At 27.6% G+C, this 20,436-nt stretch carries 18 protein-coding genes; 15 read left to right on the top strand and 3 right to left on the bottom strand.

Translation table 11 applies throughout. From position 1 onward, the window contains the following. Positions 1–24 precede the first annotated feature (24 nt). Positions 25–831, bottom strand: a complete 807-nt coding sequence (locus FDN13_RS11975; RefSeq protein WP_138980605.1) for a hypothetical protein — start codon at positions 829–831, stop codon at positions 25–27. Between the two features lie 409 nt (positions 832–1,240). Continuing rightward, positions 1,241–2,656, bottom strand: a complete 1,416-nt coding sequence (locus FDN13_RS11980) for an aminotransferase class I/II-fold pyridoxal phosphate-dependent enzyme (protein WP_138980606.1) — start codon at positions 2,654–2,656, stop codon at positions 1,241–1,243. 318 nt (positions 2,657–2,974) lie between these two features. On the opposite strand from FDN13_RS11980, the gene FDN13_RS11985 reads away from it, so the two are divergent. Continuing rightward, positions 2,975–3,589 carry a 50S ribosomal protein L25 gene (locus FDN13_RS11985; protein ID WP_138980607.1) on the top strand — a complete coding sequence of 205 codons (615 nt, stop codon included), beginning with the start codon at positions 2,975–2,977 and terminating at the stop codon, positions 3,587–3,589. A 167-nt stretch (positions 3,590–3,756) separates the two neighbouring features. On the opposite strand, the gene FDN13_RS11990 is transcribed toward FDN13_RS11985, so the two are convergent. Then, a complete protein-coding gene (locus tag FDN13_RS11990) occupies positions 3,757–5,469 on the bottom strand; it encodes an IS1634 family transposase (RefSeq protein WP_138980608.1) in 1,713 nt (570 codons plus the stop codon). Positions 5,470–5,762: 293 nt separating this feature from the next. Here FDN13_RS11990 and FDN13_RS11995 point away from each other — a divergent pair, with 293 nt between their 5' ends. From FDN13_RS11995 to FDN13_RS12060, 14 genes are all read left to right on the top strand, one after another. After that, entirely contained in the window at positions 5,763–6,440 is a 678-nt protein-coding gene (locus FDN13_RS11995; protein ID WP_138980609.1) for a YveK family protein, read from the top strand. A gap of 9 nt (positions 6,441–6,449) precedes the next feature. Further along, positions 6,450–7,145: a CpsD/CapB family tyrosine-protein kinase gene (locus FDN13_RS12000; protein WP_138980610.1), complete on the top strand. Its 696-nt coding sequence runs from the start codon at positions 6,450–6,452 to the stop codon at positions 7,143–7,145. After that, entirely contained in the window at positions 7,142–7,912 is a 771-nt protein-coding gene (locus tag FDN13_RS12005; protein WP_138980611.1) for a tyrosine-protein phosphatase, read from the top strand. Before FDN13_RS12000 ends, FDN13_RS12005 begins: the two co-directional genes overlap by 4 nt. A 136-nt stretch (positions 7,913–8,048) precedes the next feature. Next, entirely contained in the window at positions 8,049–8,789 is a 741-nt protein-coding gene (locus FDN13_RS12010; RefSeq protein ID WP_138981094.1) for a CpsD/CapB family tyrosine-protein kinase, read from the top strand. A 25-nt stretch (positions 8,790–8,814) separates the two neighbouring features. Beyond that, positions 8,815–9,474, top strand: coding sequence for a sugar transferase (locus FDN13_RS12015; RefSeq protein ID WP_138981095.1), 660 nt, complete (start codon positions 8,815–8,817; stop codon positions 9,472–9,474). 49 nt (positions 9,475–9,523) lie between these two features. Continuing rightward, the gene (locus FDN13_RS12020; protein WP_243120219.1) at positions 9,524–10,816 is read left to right on the top strand and encodes a nucleotide sugar dehydrogenase; all 1,293 of its coding nucleotides are present in this window, start codon (positions 9,524–9,526) and stop codon (positions 10,814–10,816) included. A 70-nt stretch (positions 10,817–10,886) separates the two neighbouring features. Next, complete coding sequence (locus tag FDN13_RS12025; RefSeq protein WP_138980612.1) at positions 10,887–11,969, top strand: glycosyltransferase; 1,083 nt, start codon at positions 10,887–10,889, stop codon at positions 11,967–11,969. Beyond that, positions 11,962–12,804 (top strand): glycosyltransferase family 2 protein, encoded by an 843-nt coding sequence (locus tag FDN13_RS12030; RefSeq protein WP_138980613.1) that lies wholly within the window; start codon positions 11,962–11,964, stop codon positions 12,802–12,804. The genes FDN13_RS12025 and FDN13_RS12030 overlap by 8 nt, the downstream gene beginning before the upstream one ends. Continuing rightward, the gene (locus FDN13_RS12035; protein ID WP_138980614.1) at positions 12,782–13,915 is read left to right on the top strand and encodes a glycosyltransferase; all 1,134 of its coding nucleotides are present in this window, start codon (positions 12,782–12,784) and stop codon (positions 13,913–13,915) included. Before FDN13_RS12030 ends, FDN13_RS12035 begins: the two co-directional genes overlap by 23 nt. 148 nt (positions 13,916–14,063) lie before the next feature. Further along, complete coding sequence (locus FDN13_RS12040) at positions 14,064–15,110, top strand: IS30 family transposase (RefSeq protein ID WP_138980615.1); 1,047 nt, start codon at positions 14,064–14,066, stop codon at positions 15,108–15,110. Positions 15,111–15,349: 239 nt separating this feature from the next. Then, positions 15,350–16,633 (top strand): glycosyltransferase family 39 protein, encoded by a 1,284-nt coding sequence (locus tag FDN13_RS12045; protein ID WP_168190161.1) that lies wholly within the window; start codon positions 15,350–15,352, stop codon positions 16,631–16,633. Between the two features lie 29 nt (positions 16,634–16,662). Further along, on the top strand, positions 16,663–17,055 hold the full coding sequence (locus FDN13_RS12050; RefSeq protein ID WP_138980617.1) for a hypothetical protein: 393 nt from the start codon (positions 16,663–16,665) through the stop codon (positions 17,053–17,055). Positions 17,056–17,069: 14 nt separating this feature from the next. After that, positions 17,070–19,055, top strand: coding sequence for an alginate lyase family protein (locus tag FDN13_RS12055; RefSeq protein ID WP_138980618.1), 1,986 nt, complete (start codon positions 17,070–17,072; stop codon positions 19,053–19,055). Further along, a complete protein-coding gene (locus FDN13_RS12060) occupies positions 19,039–20,436 on the top strand; it encodes a phenylacetate--CoA ligase family protein (RefSeq protein ID WP_138980619.1) in 1,398 nt (465 codons plus the stop codon). Before FDN13_RS12055 ends, FDN13_RS12060 begins: the two co-directional genes overlap by 17 nt.

The following is a 20,436-nucleotide window of genomic DNA, read 5'->3' on the forward strand; positions in this document are numbered from 1 at the left end:
CCACATTTTGTATCCAAAACAGAATTATTTTACTTTAATTTTTAAATTTATCCTTTGAATCAATGAGCCTCTGCTTAACGTTATGCTATCTATTATATATCCATCCTTATTTGCCATTTCCCTTAAAGCATCTATATTAACTCCAGAAGGAGGATTATCTACTTTACCAAAATCCTCTGGCCCAAAAACTTTCTTTTCATTAGCCTTCAAATTAAACTTATAATTCAAATAAGAAAGCACACTATCCTTATTTGTAGTTATATAAGTTTTAACGCCTATACCGGATTTTAATGAGCTTAAATCAAGGGTATAGAAGTTTTCGGTATTAGATTTTTGAGCTTTTAATATAGTCCCATCGCTTAAAACAGCACCAGCTTCTGTAATATTTATTGGATCAACAATAAAACTGCTTGTTACAACATAGCTATCATAAGGCACTTTAGCCCCAGCCCTTTTTACAAGAACAGAAATCTTGTATATTCCTTCTTCATTTACTGGAAAAGAAACTGTAAAAGAAGACGTTCCTTTAGGAGTGCTTTTAACATTGTAATATCCATATTTCTTCATATTTGGATACAATTCAACCTGAGTCTTTTTAGCAAAATTCCAAAGAATAACCCTATACTGAACCTTTCCACTATAATTTGACGCTTTAACTTGAAATGTAACCTTATCACCTTTTTTATATTCAGCCTTAGGCTGCGAAACAAAAATAAGTTTTGGCTTTACAACTGTTTTAGTTTTAGCATTTGCATTTATAAATCCTAAAAAAGTAAAAACACTAAATAATGCAGCTACAATGCATACTAAAGTTTTATATCTTTTTCTCATAACTGTAACTCCTTTCTAAATTTGATACAAAATACATTTTAACACATAAGTAACATAAAATCAAATAAATATAAAAATATGGAAATAAATCATGCAAATTATATATTTTAAATCAAAATAACTAAGTGCTCTAATCTTATAATATAATTGTACGATATATATTAAAGTGAAGCATAAAAACAAAGGGGAAATATAAAATTTTTAAGAAGATAATATATTTCTCTTAGTAACATTTTTAATAATAAAAATCTTAGAACTAAGTATAATATTACTTAGGAGGATAAAAAATGTTAAAATGGATATTAGGTATTATATTTGTATCATTTATTTACTTACTCATATTTTCCCTCTGTAAAGCAGCCTCAAAAGATGATAGATATAAATAAAACCCCGCATATTGCGGGGAATTTTATTCAACAACCTTTATATAATTAACTTCAGGATCCTCAGTTCCTTGAACATAAAGCCCTGTATCCTTTAGTGCCTGAACATAATCAATAATCTCCTTAGTTATAACTTCTCCAGGGCAAAGAACCGGGATTCCAGGAGGATAGGACATTAAAAATTCACAGGATACAAGCCCTGCACTCTCATTAATAGGAACTGACCTCTTATTTGCATAATAAGCCTCCCTTGGAGATAACTTTCTCTCTGGTATAGAAGGTATATCAAGTACTTCTCCCTTAACAGGCCTTTTCCCATAAAACCTTTTGCTAATATCCCAAAGAGCTTCAATCAACTTATCATTTTTCTCCTTTGTATCTCCAAAGGATCCTACTGCAAGGGCATTATATAAATCAGATAATTCAAGCTGTATATGATACTCATCAGCAAGCATACTGTCAAGCTCATAACCTGTTAATCCAAGGCCCTTTGCAGTTATTGTAATCTTTGTAGGATCAAGAGCATAAACTCCCTTTTGCCCTAAAATTTCTTTTCCAAAACAATAAAGTCCTGGTATCTTGTTTATTTCATTTCTTGTATATTCAGCAAGATCAATAGCATAGTCTAAAAGCTCTTTTCCCTTAGTTGCAATTTGCATCCTTGCAACATCAAGTGAAGCCATTAAAGGATATAATGGGCTTGTAGTTTGAAGAAGGCTCATCATAGACTGAACTCTATTTATATCAACCCTTCCGCCTCTAACCTGCAAAAAAGAACTTTGAGTCATAGAACCTATTATCTTGTGGGTGCTTTGGGAACACATATCAGCTCCAGCATCCATTGCAGATATTGGAAGCCTGTCGTTAAACCCAAGATGCGGGCCATGTGCCTCATCAACTATTAAAGGAATATCATAGCTGTGGACGATTTCAGCAATCTTTTTAATATCAGTTGCAACTCCATAGTAAGTTGGATTAATAACAAGTACAGCTTTGGCATCTGGATGCATCTTTAACGTTTCTTCAACAGTTTCAGGAGTAACACCGTGAGCTATGCCAAGGTTTTTATCTATTTCTGGCTGCATGAAAATAGGATTAGCACCGCTTAAAATGATGCCTGCTGTAACAGATTTGTGAACATTTCTTGGAACTATTATCTTATCTCCATCCTTAACAACACTCATTATCATAGCCTGAATAGCACCAGAAGTTCCGTGTACTGATATAAATGCCATATCAGAGCCATAGCAATCGGCAGCAAGCTCCATAGCTTTTTTTATAGATGTTGTTGGATGGTGAAGGCTATCCACAAGCTTAAATACTGTAACATCAATGGATAATATATTTTTACCTACAAAATCTTTAAATTTACTGTCCATTCCATCTCCTTTTTTATGGCCAGGTACATGGAAGGGTATTGTGTTCCTGTTAACATACTCCATTAAGGAGTCAAAAATTGGCGTTTGTGTCTGATCAAGTTTGTAATTTCTCAATGTAATATGCACCCTCTTTCTTTTCTTAATAAACCTTGTATAATCAAGGCTTTAACATGTCTTAAAGCCTATTTAATTATAAGATAACACTTCTTTAAATTCAATTATTTATTTTAAAAAAAAGATAAATTTTTATAAATAATTTTCCTCCTGTAAAAAATAATATGCAGTCTTTTAATAATTGCTACAAATTAGTTTAAAAATAATGTTTAAAAAAATAAAAAATAGGAAAAACTTCTAAAGAAAAAACTTTAAGGAGGTTACAAGATGGGAAATACTCTTCATGCAGATAAAAGATTTCACATTACAAAAGGTGATAATAAAAGGCTTAGAAAATCAGGGAAAATCCCTGCAATATTATATGGGCTTAAAGAAAGCAGCATGCTCGTTGAGTTTGCAGAGCTTGATGTTTACGATGTAATAAAAAGGGTAGGGGAACATGGAGTAATTGACATTGAGCTTGACGGGAAAAATGAAAAGTCATTAATAAAAGAAGTACAAAGGGACCCTGTAACAAAGAAAATAATACATATAGACCTTCAAAGGGTTAAAGAAAACGAAAAGATTAAAACTAAAGTTCCAGTTATAGTAAAGGGAGAGGATACATTAAAAAACTATGATGCAATAGCCCAGATTGAAAAGGATGAAATTGAAATAGAATGCATTCCAAGTAAAATACCAAATTGTATAGCAGTTGACGTATCCTATAGGCATCCAAACGAAAGAATAAGAATAAAAGATATTGAAATTGCAAATGAAATATCAGTACTCGATGATTTAAATTCAGTAATAGTTTCAGTAAAACATATAAAAGACCATACAAGCCAGACAGAGACACCCCAGGTTATAGAGGTTGTATATCAAGAGGATATAACCCCATAGCCTGGGGTTTTTACTATAATATCAAAAAAATACAAAAATTATTATTTAATATTTGAAAAAATTAATATCTCATCTTTGACAGTTGCGAGAAGCAAAAAGCCTGTAGAACCATTGAATATCAAGGGCTCTCAGGCTTTTATACTTTTCAAAAAAGTGAACAATGTTTTTTATTTTTTCGTGTCTTTAAAAATTTTCTTCATTTGTTTCATATTAATTATTTGATAATCCGTTCTAAAGCCAAATTTGTCATGTAAATCATCTGTAAAATCAGTCCTTGTATATATTGGAATATAACCCTCATTCTTAATCTCATAAAAATTCATTTCTCTAAGTCCTGATATAATATCGCTACACGTATATTTTTCTGAAAGCTTTTTTTCTAATAGCCTATATATCATCAGGGAAATGAAACAAGTTGTAAAATGCGCTTTTATTCTATCATCTCTTCTTAAATATACTGGTCTTGCCTTAAACTCTGATTTCATAATACGGAAGGACTCTTCTATTTCCCAACGCCTTCTATTAATTTTTATAATTGCGGCAGCATCATCACTTATATTTGTACATACTGCGTAAAAACCATCATACATTGCCTCTTGTGCTATTAAATCAGCATTAATGCTGTATAATTCTTTTTCAGCTACTTCACCGTCAGGTGTGTAGTGAGTCTTTGAAATAAAGCGTTTGTAATCATTAGCATTACATTTCTTCAATTTTGTAGGATTGGTATCAATAACCTCTTGAGCTCTCTCTATTTGGTTACCTCTTATAGTTCTTTGATAGTTTCTATATTTCAAGGAAAATGTTACAATAAGTTTTTGTTCAAGCCCGTCTTCTTTTATCCAGCGTTCCTTATAAAAAATTTTATTAATATCTGCTTCTTCGTTAATTTCGTTTAAATTATATACTTTGTCTGAATCGCTAAGATGCCATCCTTTGGGGGCTAACGCCCATTCTTTTAAATGTGATTTTAATTTTTTAATAGATTGTGTAGTAATAAAAGCTCGATTTTGTATATTATTAAATTTTCTGTTTGCTGTAGATGCAAGCCCTGCATCTGTACAAATGATAAATTTTGAAAGCCCAAATTCGGATATAATTTTTTGCTCTAAAGGTTTTAAAGTTACTTGTTCATTAGTATTACCTTTGTTTATACAAAATGCAAGGGGGATGCCGTCTCCATCCATGAAAAGTCCCATTTGAACAATTGGATTGGGTCTATGTTCCTTCGATACTCCATACTGTTTTAATCCTTCTTCCTGTTCAATTTCAAAGAAATAGTTGGTGCAGTCATAATAGAGAACTCCTTTATTACGATTGCAAACTTTAAGACTGTTCTTATATAATTCTGACTGAATAAAATCTGTTTCTTCTGAAATTACTTCTAAAGCTCTATAAATATGCTGAAGCTCAAAATCAGGCTGCTCAATAAATTTTTTTGATAGTTCGTATGTAGCAAGCTTAGATGATGGATAAATAATTCTTGCATAAATTAATCTTGATAGTATTGAATTTAGATTAAAATTAAATTTATGTTTATCCGAAATATTTTTACAGATATTTTGCAGCCCAAGCTCGTTATATATTTTTTGTAAAAACAAGTAACTACCATTAAAAGTATGCTGTTCGTCTTTGTTAATTTGTTTAACAGGCGAGTATTTTACTAATATTTCTCTTTTCTCTTCTTTTTCTTTTCTATTTAACTCTTCAACGTACCTCTTCCCCCATTCTATAGGGTCTTGTCCGTTTAGTTTTTTTAAAAGTTCATCATAAGTGCCAAGCTTCTCAACTACTTTTGAAGTACGATTGCCTTTTTCATAAACAGATTTAACTACGTATAAGGATGCTGCATTTTTTGATTTAACAATTTGTAATCTCATTTTTTCACATCTCTTCATATATTTATATCTATATTATAACACATTGTTACACATTGTGCACTATAAAAATTTAAAATTTGACAAAAAAATAAGCCTATATCAAGGCTTTAAGGCACTTTTTTTGTCTTGCAACTGTCAAAGACCCGAATTATTATTTAATATTTGAAAAAATTAATATTATGTAATAAAATAGATTATAAGTGCTAAATTTTTCATATATTTATACTTTAATACTATTATATAAAAATTATAGCATTATTACTAATTATGCATAATATGAGGAGGAATTGTTAATGGATGAAGAAATGAGCATTGATTTAAGGGAACTATTAGAAATAATTAAAAAAAGGAAATCAATAATAATATTAATAACTTCATTGTTAATTATAATAACAGGAATTGTAAGTTTTTTTATATTGCCTCCAACTTATGAGGCAAGTGTTAGTGTACTTATTGGGAAGGTTCCAGACGGGACAAACTATCAAGTACAATATAACGATGTAATGATGTACCAAAAGCTTTTAAAAACCTACAGCGAAATTGCAAAATCAAGGCTTGTTGCCGAAAAAACTATAAGAGAATTAAATAAAGATATAGACTATGAAGATTTTCAAAAAACTATTACAGTAACTCCACAGGTTGATACCCAGATAATGATGCTAAAAGCAAGAAGTAAAGATCCAAGAGATGCTATGGAAACTGTAAATTTATTATCCCAAAATTTTATTGAAGAGGCTATGAGGCTTTATCCTACAGGAAATGTTCAGATAATAGACAATGCAACGATTCCAGACAAACCAATAAAGCCAAAAAAGAAGCTTAATATTGCAATAGCATTTGTTCTTGGAATAATGATATCCCTTGGAATTATATTTTTACTTGAATACATGGATAATACACTAAAAACAGAAGAAGATATAGAAAAATATCTTAACATACCAGTTATTGGAACAATACCAAAACATGAATAGGAGGATAACATGTCTGATATAATACTTCAAAAGGATCCAAAATCCCCGGTTTCTGAGGCATATAGAACTTTAAGGACAAATATTCAATTTGCTTCCTTTGATAAGGATATTAAAACTATAATAATTACAAGTTCTGGGCCAGGGGAAGGTAAAAGTACTACAGCCTCAAACTTTGCTTATTCATTGGCAGAAATAGGGAAAAAAGTATTACTTGTAGATTGTGACCTTAGAAGGCCAATGATACATAAAAAGTTTAAAATATCAAATCAAGAAGGGCTAAGTAACCTCCTTCTTGGAGATGAGTATATATATTTTAATTTCACTAAAATACTGGACAACCTATATGTAATTCCCTCTGGTACAATTCCACCAAATCCTGCAGAGATGCTCTCATCAAGTAAAATGAAAATCTTTTTAGAAAGGGTAAGGGAGCAGTTTGACTATGTAATACTTGATACTCCTCCGGTTATTACAGTAACTGATGCACAGATTCTTTCAACTATGGCTGATGGGGTTATACTTGTTGTATCTTCTGGGGAGGCAGATAGGGACGCTGCAATAAAGGCAAAAGAGCTTTTATTAAATGTTAATGCAAAAATACTTGGAGTAGTATTAAACAAAATAGATATAAAATCAAGAAGTGGATATGGATATAGGTATTACTATTATTATGGAAAAGGTGAAGAAAGGAAAAAGAAAAAATGATAGACGTTCACTGCCATATTATACCTAATATAGATGATGGTTCTGATTCTATAGAAACCTCATTAGAGATGCTTAAGATTGCATCAAAAGACGGTATTAAAAAGATAATAGCAACACCTCATTTTTATCCTGATATATTTGAAAATAATCCTGAAACTATATTAAATTCAGTTGAAAACCTTAATAATATATCAAAGGAATTGGGAATTGATATAGAGGTTTTATGTGGGCAGGAAGTATTTTTAAACAGAAATCTTTTAAAGCAGTACAAAGACAATAAAATACTAACTTTAAACAAAAGCCGCTACATGCTGATTGAACTTCCAATGGATAGTATGCCAGATTACACCTTTGACATAATTTATGAACTTGCCCTTCTTGGAATAGTTCCAATCATTGCTCATCCTGAAAGATATAGATATATTATAAATAAGCCCTGTTTTATAAATAATTTTATAAAAGAGGGCTGCCTTATTCAAATAAACTCATCAAGCATTACAGGCCTCTTTGGCAGGCATGTTAAAAAAACAGCCATAAAGTTAATAAAACATAATATATGTCATTTCATTGCATCAGATGCACACTCTAACAATATTAGAATACCTGCCTTAAAAAAATCCTTAGAGGTTGCCCAAAAGTATAATAATGAAATTGTATTAAATATTACACAAAATGGAAATAATTTACTTAAAGATGAAACAATTGAGCATAATTCAGAGATATTAAGCGAAAACAAGAGAATATTTTGGTTTAAAAAGAAATTATAGTTAAATATGGATAATAATAACCAATATGGAAGTTTTGAATTTTGTTAAAAAAATGTTATAATTTCTTATGTGTTTTGTTAAATTTTCTCAAAAATAGTTATCATTTTTTATTTAAGGGGTTGGTTGTGTGCCACTAATTGATTTAATTACTATTAATAATCCTAAATCAGTTGTATCAGAGGCATATAGAACTTTAAGGACAAATATACAGTTTTCATCCTTTGATAAAAATATAAAAACAATAGTCGTTACAAGTTCTGGCCCTGGAGAAGGAAAGTCAACAGTCTCTTCAAACTTATCAGCAGTTTTATCACAGGGTGATAATAAAATACTTCTAATTGACTGCGACATGAGAAAGCCTAAAATACATAAAATATTTAACCTGTCAAATGAGATAGGGCTTACTAATCTTTTGCTTGGAGAGATTAATTTTGAAAATGCAGTAGTTAAAATAGATAAAAATCTCTTCGTTCTTCCCTGCGGTACAAGGCCTCCAAATCCAGCAGAGATTATAGCATCATCAAAGATGCAAAATTTTATAGAATCCCTAAAGGAACAATTCAACTACATAATAATCGACACACCTCCAATCCTCATGGTAACCGACGCCCAGATACTATCAAAATACGCCGATGGAACACTTCTTGTAGTATCATCAGGAGAAGCAGATAAAAATGCAGCAGTTAAATCAAAGGAGCTCCTTTTAAAAGTAGATGCTAAAATACTTGGGGTTATACTAAATAAAATCGATACCTCAAGAAAGGGCTACTACGGCTACTACTACCACTACTACTATGGAAGTGACGGACATAAGAAAAAGGTTAAGGAGAAAAAGCGGGGGCTATTCTTTAAAAAGAGAAGGGAAATAGAAGGTTAAGGAAGGTGTTAAAGTGGAAAGGGAAATGGAGATAGATGTTAATGGCAAAATTGAAAGTGCTGTTATAAATCAACCATCACAACTTTATTTTTTTATTAAAAGAATATTAGATATCATTTTATCATTTGTTGGAATAATTTTATGTTTGCCTATTTTTTTAGTAATATCAATAGCAATAATTATTGATTCACCAGGGAATCCATTCTTTTCACATAAAAGGCTTGGATTAAATGGGAAGATAATAAAAGTTTATAAATTTAGATCAATGTATAAAAATGCTGAAGAAATGCTAAAAAAATTAACACCTGAGCAGAAAAAAGAATTTGAAGAAAATTTTAAACTAAAAGATGATCCAAGAATAACAAAAGTAGGTGCATTTTTAAGAAAAACAAGTCTTGATGAATTACCACAATTATTTAATATATTGATTGGTAATATGACAATAGTAGGTCCAAGACCAATAGTAGAGAAAGAGCTTGAAAAATATGGTATATATGCAGAAAAATTTTTATCTGCAAAACCTGGTCTTACAGGACTATGGCAGGTATCAGGTAGAAGCGATACTACTTATGAGGAAAGAGTTATGCTTGATATGGAATACATAGATAATAGAAGTATATTAAACGATATTATAATAATATTTAAAACAATTCTTGTTGTATTTAAAAAATCAGGTGCTTATTAATAAAAATTGTTCTCTTTGGAGACGAGAATGCATGCTAAGGGAGGTAAAAATGGAAACAATTAAGGCTTTTGATATAAGAGAATTAAATGAAAATATACCAGAAAAATCATTAAATAAAAGGGTATGCGTCTTTGGGCAGGGCTTTGTTGGGCTTCCTTTAACATTAAGCTTTGCCTTAAGGGGTTGCAATACGATTGGTGTTGATATTGATAAAAAACTTGTTGACGAAATAAATAAAGGCATAACCCATCATACAGAAAAATTTTATAACGTAACAATACAAGAAATATTAAAAATGCAGATTGAAGAAAAAAGATATAAAGCTGTAACCGATGCTTCAAAGGCAGTAAAGGAATGCAACAACATAATTGTAACCGTTGGCATACCTATAAAAGATGGGAAACATGATATAAGCTACCTTGAAAGTGCGATAAGAGTAATAGGTAAAAACCTTAAAAAAGAAGATTTGGTTGTAATAAGAAGTACAGTAATACCAGGAACAACAGAAGAAATAATCCTTCCTATACTTGAGGAAGAATCAAAGTTAAGGGCAGGAGTTGACTTTTATCTTGCCTACTCCTCAGAGAGAATAGCAGAGGGTAATGCCTTTGAGGAATTTGCTAATATGCCTACTTTAGTTGCGGGAATAAACAAGCCAAGCCTTTATAGGGCAGTTGATTTATTATCAGTTGTATGCAAAGCAGATATAGTAATATCAAACTCCATAAAAGCTGTTGAAACTTCAAAGGTTGTAGAAAATGCCCAAAGAGATGTAAATATAGCAATGGTTCAGGAAGTTGCAAGATTCTGTGAAGCATTAAATATAGACGTTTTTGAAGTTATACGCCTTGCAAATACCCATAAAAGGGTAAATCTTTTAACTCCAGGTCCAGGAGTTGGAGGATACTGCATACCAAATGCATATCACTACCTTGAGCCTAAGGCGAAGGAGCTTAATGTTGACCTTGAGTTATTTAAGCTATCAAGGGAGAAAAACAGACTACTTCCTGATTTCATAGTTAGTAAAATAGAAGAGCAGTTAAATAAAGTAGGAAAAACCTTAGAAAATTCCAAAGTAGCAGTATTAGGTCTTGCTATGAAGGATTTTTCTAATGATGATAGAATAAGCCCGCCGATAGATATATGCAATAAATTAATAAACAGGGGAGCATTAGTTTGTGCCTTTGATCCACAAGTTCCAACAGAATATGAATTTAAAGTAAAAACGCAGGATGAAGCCTTAAAAGACGCCGATGCAGTAGTAATACTTACAAAACAAAAGGGAATATCCTTTGACGATTATGAGTATATGGCAAAACAAATGAAAAAAGCTCGATTATAATTGATACTAAAAATGTTATAAACGAGACAGAAGCTAAAAAATATGGATTTAAGTGGTGGAGAATATAATTATGAAAAAAATTGTACATGTTGTAGAATCTTTCGGGGGAGGAGTTTATTATTTTCTTAGAGAACTTTGTAATGGACTTGCAGATGAATTTGAATTAGTTATTATTTATTCAGAGAGAAAAGAAACTCCTAAAAATTTTAAAAAAGATTTTAATCCTAAGATTAAATTTATAAAAGTTAATATGTGTAGAGGATTTAATCCGTACATAAATATTCAATCATTTTTTCAAATAAAAAAATTTTTAAAAAAAGAAGATCCTGATATTATACATCTACATTCATCAAAAGCAGGTTTTTTAGGTAGATTAGCGTGTTATTTTAATGGATTTAATATGGAAAATGTTTATTATAATCCGCATGGTTTTTCATTTTTGCAACAAAATGAATCTAAAATTAAAAGAAAACTATATTTATATTTAGAAAAGTTTGCAGCAAATTTAGGAGGATATATTATAGGTTGCTCTAAAGGAGAATATGAAGAAGCTAAAAAAATATCAAATAAATCTTTAAATATTAATAATGGCATTGATATAGAAGAAATAGATAAAATAATAATAGAAAATAACATAGATAAAAACATTTATAAAAATAATAAAAAAATAACCATAGGCACTGTAGGTAGAATATGTCCTCAAAAAAATCCAATATTATTTAATGAAATAGCAAATAATTTTCCTCAATATGACTTTGTTTGGATTGGCGATGGAGAATTAAAACATGAATTAAAATCTAAAAATATAAGAATAACTGGATGGTTAGAAAGAATAGATGTAATTAAAGAATTATTAAAATTGAATATTTTTATTTTGACTTCAGAATGGGAAGGATTACCTTTATCATTACTTGAAGCTATGTATTTAGAAAAACCTGTTATAGTATCAAATGTTATTGGGAATAAGGATGTAATTATTAATAATGAAAATGGATATTTATGTAATGATCTATCTGATTTTAAAAAAATATTACTAAATTATAATAATAATAAAATATCAAATTCTGCAAAAAATCATATTATTAATTTTTATTCATTAAAAATAATGAAACAAAATTATTTTAATTTATATATGGAGAGTAAAAATGTGTAAAGTAAGTATAATAGTTCCATATTATAATAGTGAAAAAACAATAATTAGAGCTTTAGATTCTATAAAGAATCAAACATATAAAGATTTTGAAATAATAATAATCAATGATGGTTCAAATGATTCTTCAGAAAAATTAGTAAATAAATTTATAAATGATAATAAAAATATAAAATGTAAACATCTTAATCAAAAAAATAAAGGCCCTTCTAGTGCAAGAAATTTAGGTATAAAAAGTAGCAAAGGTGAATATATTGCATTTTTAGATTCTGATGATACTTGGGAAAATAATAAATTAGAAGAACAAATAAATTTTTTGGAAAAACATAAAGATTATTATATATTAGGTACTCAAAATAATATTATTATAAAAGGAAAAAAATTAAATAAAATAAAGACTAATGATTATTTTACAGAAATTACTTTTTATAAAAGACTTTTTAAAAATTATTTTATTACTCCAAGTGTAATTATAAATAAAAAGGCATTAGAAGAAATTGGACTTTTTAATGAAGAACAAAGATATGCAGAAGATCAATTGTTATTTATGAGAGTATTAAGAAAATTCAAAGGAGGCATTATAAATATCCCTCTATGTACTACTTATAAATATTTATATGGTGATAATGGACTATCGGCTAATATGAAAATGTGTGAAAAATTTGAAATAAGAAATCTTATTTTATTATATAAAGAAAACAATAAAAGCGAAAAAAAAATAAGTTTTGCTTTATTAATATTATTAATTATTTTTTCCTATTTAAAATATTTAAGAAGAATATTAATAGTAAAACTTAGAAAATATAGGTGGTTAAATGAAAAAAATTATTTTTGCTGATTTTAAAGAATATGATGATAATACAAATAAACTTGGTAATCATCACTATGCAGATTTATTTGCAAATAATGGTTATGAAGTATTATGGATATCAAATCCTTGGAATTTTTTGATATATTTTAAAGACAAAAATGTATATAGAAAGAGAAAAAGTTTATCATTAATAGATAGGCATAAGCTAAAAGAAAATATTTATGGGTTTGCACCTTATTCAATTTTTCTATATGGCAATTATCCTTTTTTTAATAAAGAAAAGATAGGGCTTAATTTACATAAGTTTATTAAACCGAATTTAAAAGAAACTTTAAATAAAATTGATTTTTTAAATGTAGATATACTTTGGATTTCAAATCCTAAACAATATTATTTAAAAAATATTGTTAATTATAAAAAGTTAATATATAGAATTGCAGATGATTTTGCTGAATTTTCAAGTTTTCCTAAAAGCATAAAATCAATAGAAGAAAAATTAATTAATGAGTCCGATTTAAACTTAGCAGTATCAAAAAATATAATAGATAGAAAAAAATACCTTAAAAAAGACATAAAATATTTACCTAACGGAGTTGACATAAAAAACTTTATTAGAGATTATTATATTTACCCTTTTGAATTTAAAAATAATAAAAGACCTAAAATAATTTATGTTGGAGCAATAAGTGAATGGTTTGATATAGATTTAATAGTATATGCTGCTGAAAAATTAAAAGAGTATGACTTTTATATTATTGGTCAACCACAAATAGATTTATTATCTCTTAAAAAACAAAACATCTTTATTTTAGGAAAAAGAAATTATTATGAAATACCTAATTATTTATATTTTAGCGATGCAGCAATAATACCTTTTAAAGTTAATAATATGACAAATTCAGTTTCACCTATAAAGCTTTATGAATATATGAGTGTTGGCTTAAATGTTGTATCAACTAATTTTAAAGAAATGCAATATATAAATAGCCCAGCATATATTGCTAATAATTATGATGAATTTTGTGAATATATTGTACAAGCTATAGAAAATAAAGAAAAAAATAGAGAAAGAAATATACAATTTGCAAAGGAAAATACTTGGGAAAAAAGGTTTGAAGAGATAAAAAAGTATATTTAAATATCTATATAAAATAAGGAGTAATATATGCAAAGAAATATAAATGATTCATTGTATAATTAAATGCAACAGGTAAAAAATATTTAAACCATAGTGAAAATCATGTATGATATAGGTGACAAATCCAAACATACAGGAGGTTTTCACTATGGTTCATAAAAATAATTATAACACACCTATACGTTCTTTTAAACATCTGAAATCTTATGAACGTGGAGAAATTTTTGCCTTGCTTAAAGAAGGTAAAAGTATTCGTTATATTGCTAAAAAATTAGGACGAAGTCCAAGTACTATAAGCCGTGAAATTAAACGTGGTACTGTATCACAATTAAAAAGTGATTTATCTTATTATTCAAGTTATTTCCCTGAAACTGGGCAAGCTGTCTATAAAAATCACCGCTCAAATTGCGGAGCAAAAATTAAATTGGCTAAAGTAGAAACCTTTATAAAATTTGCAGAAGAAAAAATCCGTAAAAATAATTGGTCTGTTGATACTGTCGTTGGTTATTGCAAAACTGATCCTTCTTGGAAAGATGAGTTCATTGTTTCAACTAAGACCTTATATAACTATATTGATAGAGGATTTTTATCTATACGTAATATAGATTTACCTTTAAAAACACGTTTAAAACCTAAAAAGAAAAGAATTAGGGAGAACAAACGCCTTTTAGGTAAAAGTATTGATTTAAGGCCTGAACAAATTAATTCTCGTCAAGAATTTGGACATTGGGAAATAGATACTGTTATAGGTAAAAAATCAGGCGATAAAGCTCTTTTAACTTTAACAGAACGTAAATCCCGTTATGAAATAATAATGCTTTTAGATAATAAAGATGCTAAGTCTGTTGATGATTCTATAAAGAGACTTATGGAAGTATATAAGGATAATTTTAAAAAGATTTTCAAGAGTATTACGGCAGATAATGGAGTTGAATTTAGTAATTTACAATTCATTCTTAAAAAATATGATGTTGAGGTATATTATACCCATCCCTTTTCTTCTTTTGAAAGAGGAACTAACGAACGACATAATGGTCTTATACGTCGTTTTATCCCTAAGGGAAAGAGTATAAAGGATATATCTATTGATACCATTAAAAGAATTCAAAATTGGATGAATACACTCCCACGAAAATTACTAAATTACAAAACTCCTGAAAAATTTTTTTACGAGGAATTATTAAAAATAGCCTAAATCATATTATGAATATTGTAGATGCCACTTGTGGTATGTCAAGGGTAAAGCTACGCCTGCTACGCAGCCCTTGACATACCCCTGCGTGACATATAGATTGATAATTAAGATGGATTTAAGGCTATTTTGACTATTTTTAGTCCTTATACTACATGATTTTTCACAGAGTGTTGCATTTATTATTGCAATTTAAGAAAATATATATTAGATACAATATATTGCAAAATATCTTATTAATTATGGCATGTTTTACATTAAATAACTATATATTTAAAAAATTAAAGATTGAAGATATTAAATTTTATTTATTAACTATATTCATAATAATATTTAACTTAAGTTTGATTTATATTGCTTATTGTAACGCAAAAAAACTTGGCTTTTCAGATGGATTATTATATGGACAAGTTGGGAATAATTTATATTATGATTCTTATGGCTATTATTATCAATCAAAAATAGTAAGCGATTTATGGAAAAATAGAAATTTTATTTCTTACTTTACTGGTGGAATAGAAAAAAAATACATTGATAGAGGAATTTATAATTATTTTATTTTATGGAATTCTTTATTAAATATATTATTTGGTAATGATTTGAATAGTTTAATTATAATTAAATATCAATTTTCTATTATATCAAATTTATTTCTTTATAAGATTTCAAATGAATTTTTACAACCTAAATATTCAAGAATAGTTGTATTATTGATGAACCTTTACCCTGGATTTATATACATAAATATTGATTTAATGAGAGATAATATTATTTTATTTTTAATTTTATTTGCATCTTATTTAGTTATTGTTAATAATAACCAAGATAATAAAAATAATGAATTTAAAATATGGAAATTATTTATTTTTTTAATTGGAATTATAACTTATATAAGAATTTATATTGGTATACTTTTAGGTTTAACTTTAATTATTTATTATCTGTATGATAAGTTATCATTAAAAAAAATAATACAACTTATTATATTAATAATAGCAATAATATTTATAGTTGGCAAAATTACAGAATTTATGGGATATGGTTTCTTAGCTGTTAATATTTTAAGTAATAAAGAAAATATTGAATTGGGAAGATGGCAACCTTATAAAGCAAATTCTCCAATAAAATTAATTTTATGGTCATTGTATTTTGTATTTACAGGTGGTAGAGCAAATATAAGCAACATATATATTAATTCATTATTTGAAATTTTAAATACTATATCACCAATATTTATTATAATTTTTATAATGCCAACATTTCTTATATTTTTATTTAAAAATAAAAAGCAAAATAAAAAAATTATTCTATTTAGTTTTTTATATTCAAGTGCATCAGCAATTGTAGTATTTTATTATTTTACTGGTATTATACCACGATTATATATTTGTTGGTTGTGGACTCAATTAATAATATTTGGTATGGTTTTGGAGAACATTACAAAATTAAGTAAAAATATAAAATTAATATGTAAAATTGAATATATAATTTTTATTATATTTTGTGTAACTATTTTTACGAAATGAATAAATTATATTTGAAAGGAGTCCTTCCAATGTCTAATTGGCAAACTTATGATTTTGAAAATAGGATAAGAAATATTTTATCAAACATCAATTATTCTCCCAATCCATCACATCATTTTAAAAGACCTTATTTAAGTGCTTATCAGATAGCCATAGAATTTAATAATCTTTATCCTAATGATGTTGCTGCAATGGGATATGTTGTAGGAGGGGATGGATCTAATACACTCAAATCATTATCAAGGTATATAGCAAATGAGCTTTCCAAAAGAATTAAAGCAGGGGAGATAACAGATATAGAAGGAGCATTTATATCAAATAATTTTATTAAAGAAATGGTATTTGATAATAATGGACAAGATATCATTTCATCATTACTTGGAAGTGAGTATGATTTATCTATATTTAGGTTAAAAGATTAAAATAGGAGTTTCTTATGTCAAATATAATAAAAAAATTTTCAAAATATAAAAATCAGCCAATAAGAAAGCTAACAAAAAAAGCATTTAAAAAAATAAAAAATAAAATATATTTTTCATATAGAAGATATAGAGCCTATAAAAATCCTATTGATATTCCAATAGATAAATTTTATTCCTTTTACCCTGAATGCAGCTTTTTCTATGATTTTAACAATAGGGAAAAGTATATAGAGGAAATTAAAAAGCTTAATTTAGAAGATTCTATTATAAGAAGTGCTAACCTAATATTAGAACATAAATTTAATCTTTTAGGCTCTGGGGAGAAATATTTAGGAGAAAAACTTCCATGGAATGAGGATTTTAAGACAGGCTTTAAATGGGAAAATAAATTTTATAAAGATATAAAAATAGTTGATTTGAACAATAATGCTGATGTAAAGGTTCCCTGGGAGCTGTCAAGATTTCAGCATTTATTTACCCTTGGTAAGGCATATATTTTAACCTGTGATGAAAAATATGCATTAGAATTTAAAAATGAGATTGAAGATTGGATTTTGAATAATCCTGTTGAGATGAGTGTAAATTGGACATGCACCATGGATGTAGCTATAAGAGCTGTAAATTGGATATTGGGATACTTTATGTTTAACAGCAGCAAATCAATAAATATGGATTTTTGGACAAAATTTAATAAATCCTTATATCTTCATGGAAGATTTATATATAAAAATCTTGAAAACTACGGAGAGCACTACAATAATCATTATCTTTCAGATTTAGCAGGACTAATATGGCTTGGGATTTATTTTGGTGATTTTTATATTAATGATAAAGAAAAGAACAATAATCCAAAGGACTGGCTAAAATATGGAATATCTGAATTTGAAAAAGAAATGAAAAAGGAAGTAAATATAGATGGAACAGATTATGAGTCATCAACTTCCTATCATAGATTAGTTACAGAGTTATTTTTAATAACAACTATATTATGCAGTAAAAATAATATTAATTTTTCTATTGAATACATTAAAAGACTGGAAAAGATGTGCGAATTTATTATGCAAATTACAAAACCAAATGGTAAATCGCCTTTAATTGGGGATGCCGATGATGGAAGGCTTGTAATACTATCTGATTATCATAACTGGGATAGAAGGGATTTTAGACATATATTATCAGTAGCAGGAGAATATTTTGACAGGGATGATTTTAGATATTTTGGGAAAGATTTTAGAGAAGATGCCCTTTGGATCTTAGGAAGTTATAAAGATAGCTTAAAAGAATATAAATTATCTTCAATTGCTTACAATGACGGAGGATATTATATTTTAAGAAATGATAAATTTTACTGCTTAATAAGATGTGGACAGCTCTCCTGCAGGGGAGAGGGTGGACATAGCCATAATGATCAGTTAAGTATTGAACTTAACGTTGAAGGGGAAGATTTTATAATAGATCCGGGCTCTTACTTATATACAGCAGATTATAAAATGAGAAATGTTTTTAGAAGTACAAATATGCACAGTACCCTTTATATAGAAGGCTTTGAGCAGAACGAATTTAATCCTTATGATTTATTTTATATGAAGGAAGAAACCTTTGGAAGATGTTTAAACTTTACTGAAAATATCTTTTTTGGAGAACATTACGGATATTATAAAAAATGTGGAGTTATTCACCAAAGAAGAGTTAAAATTAAAGATGAAATGTTAGAAATAACTGATACTTTAAAAGGTGATATAAATAATAAAAAAGGCAAATATTTTATAAATTTTATTTTAGATAAAGGGGTAGAAATTAAAGAAAAAGACGGATATTTAGAACTGCTTAAAAATAATAAAAGGCTTCTATTGGAATTTCAAGGTGATTATATAATTGAAAAATGCGATATATCTTACAGCTATGGATGCAAAACAGACGGGAAAAGGATAAATATAAAAATGATAGGGAATGAAAATAAAATTTATATAAGGACTGATTTATATGAAAAATATTATTAATAAAATTCCACCCGTATATCAACAACCTATAAGATTTATTTATTATAGTTTACCAGATAAAATAAGATATGGTAGGGATTTTAGGGATTTTTATAATTTTCTTGATAAATCTCAATATTGGGATAAAAGCAAATTACAAGAATATCAGATTCATAAAATAAAAGAGATTATTCAACATGCATATAATACTGTACCATATTATTATAAATTATTTAATGAATATGGAATAAAACCTAATGCTATTCAAGATTTTGATGATTATAAAAAAATACCTTATTTAACAAAAGAAATTATCCAAAACAATTTAAAGGAATTAGTATCTAATAACTATAAAAATAACAATAAAAACTTATTATATGTAACAACAGGAGGATCTACAGGAATACCTACTGGATTTTATATAGATAAAAAATTTGAATTAATTAGAGAATGGGCTTTTGTTACGCATATATGGAAGAGAGTAGGTTATGATATTAATAAAGTAAATAAATGTGTTATTTTAAGAGGGAATATTCCTTTTAATGGGTTATACGAATATAAAAACAGAGAATTAATTTTATCTTCATATAAATTGACTGAAGAAAATATGATTAATTATATTAATTTAATTAATAAATTTAATCCTGATTTTATACAAGCCTATCCATCATCAATATATATTTTATCAAATTATATTAATGAAAATAAAATAATAATAAATTGTAAAAATTTAAAATGTATATTATGTGCATCTGAAAATTTATATGAATTTCAAAGGAAGGAAATTGAAAATGCATTTAATGTAAAAGTATTTAGTTTTTATGGACATACAGAACATGCTTGTATAGGAGGAGAATGTGAATATAGTAATTATTATCATTTACAATCTGAATATGGTTATACAGAATTAATAAATGAAAATGGTCAAGAAGTAACAGAAGAAGATGAAATAGGTGAAATAGTTGCAACAGGTTTTAATAATTATGTTGTACCTTTTATACGATATAAAACAATGGATCTTGCTGTAAATACAAATAAAACTTGTACCTGTGGAAGAAATTATAAATTAATTAAAAAAGTAGAAGGAAGGTTACAAGAATTATTAATTACATTTACAGGTCGATATATTTCTATGACTGCTATAAATATGCATTCCAATATCTTTGATAATGTACAACAATTTCAATTTTATCAAGATACTCCGGGAGTATGCATATTTAATATTGTTAAAAAACCTAATTATACTGAAAAAGACGAGAAAATTATATATAGGGAATTGAAGAAAAAATTAGGTGATGATATGCAGCTTATAATTAAGTATGTTGATAATATTCCAAGAACAAAATCAGGTAAATATAGATTTTTAATTCAAAAGTTAGATATAAAATATGGAGATAGGTAA

The sequence above is a fragment of the Caloramator sp. E03 genome (assembly GCF_006016075.1).
Classification (GTDB): Bacteria; Bacillota; Clostridia; order Clostridiales; family Caloramatoraceae; genus Caloramator_B.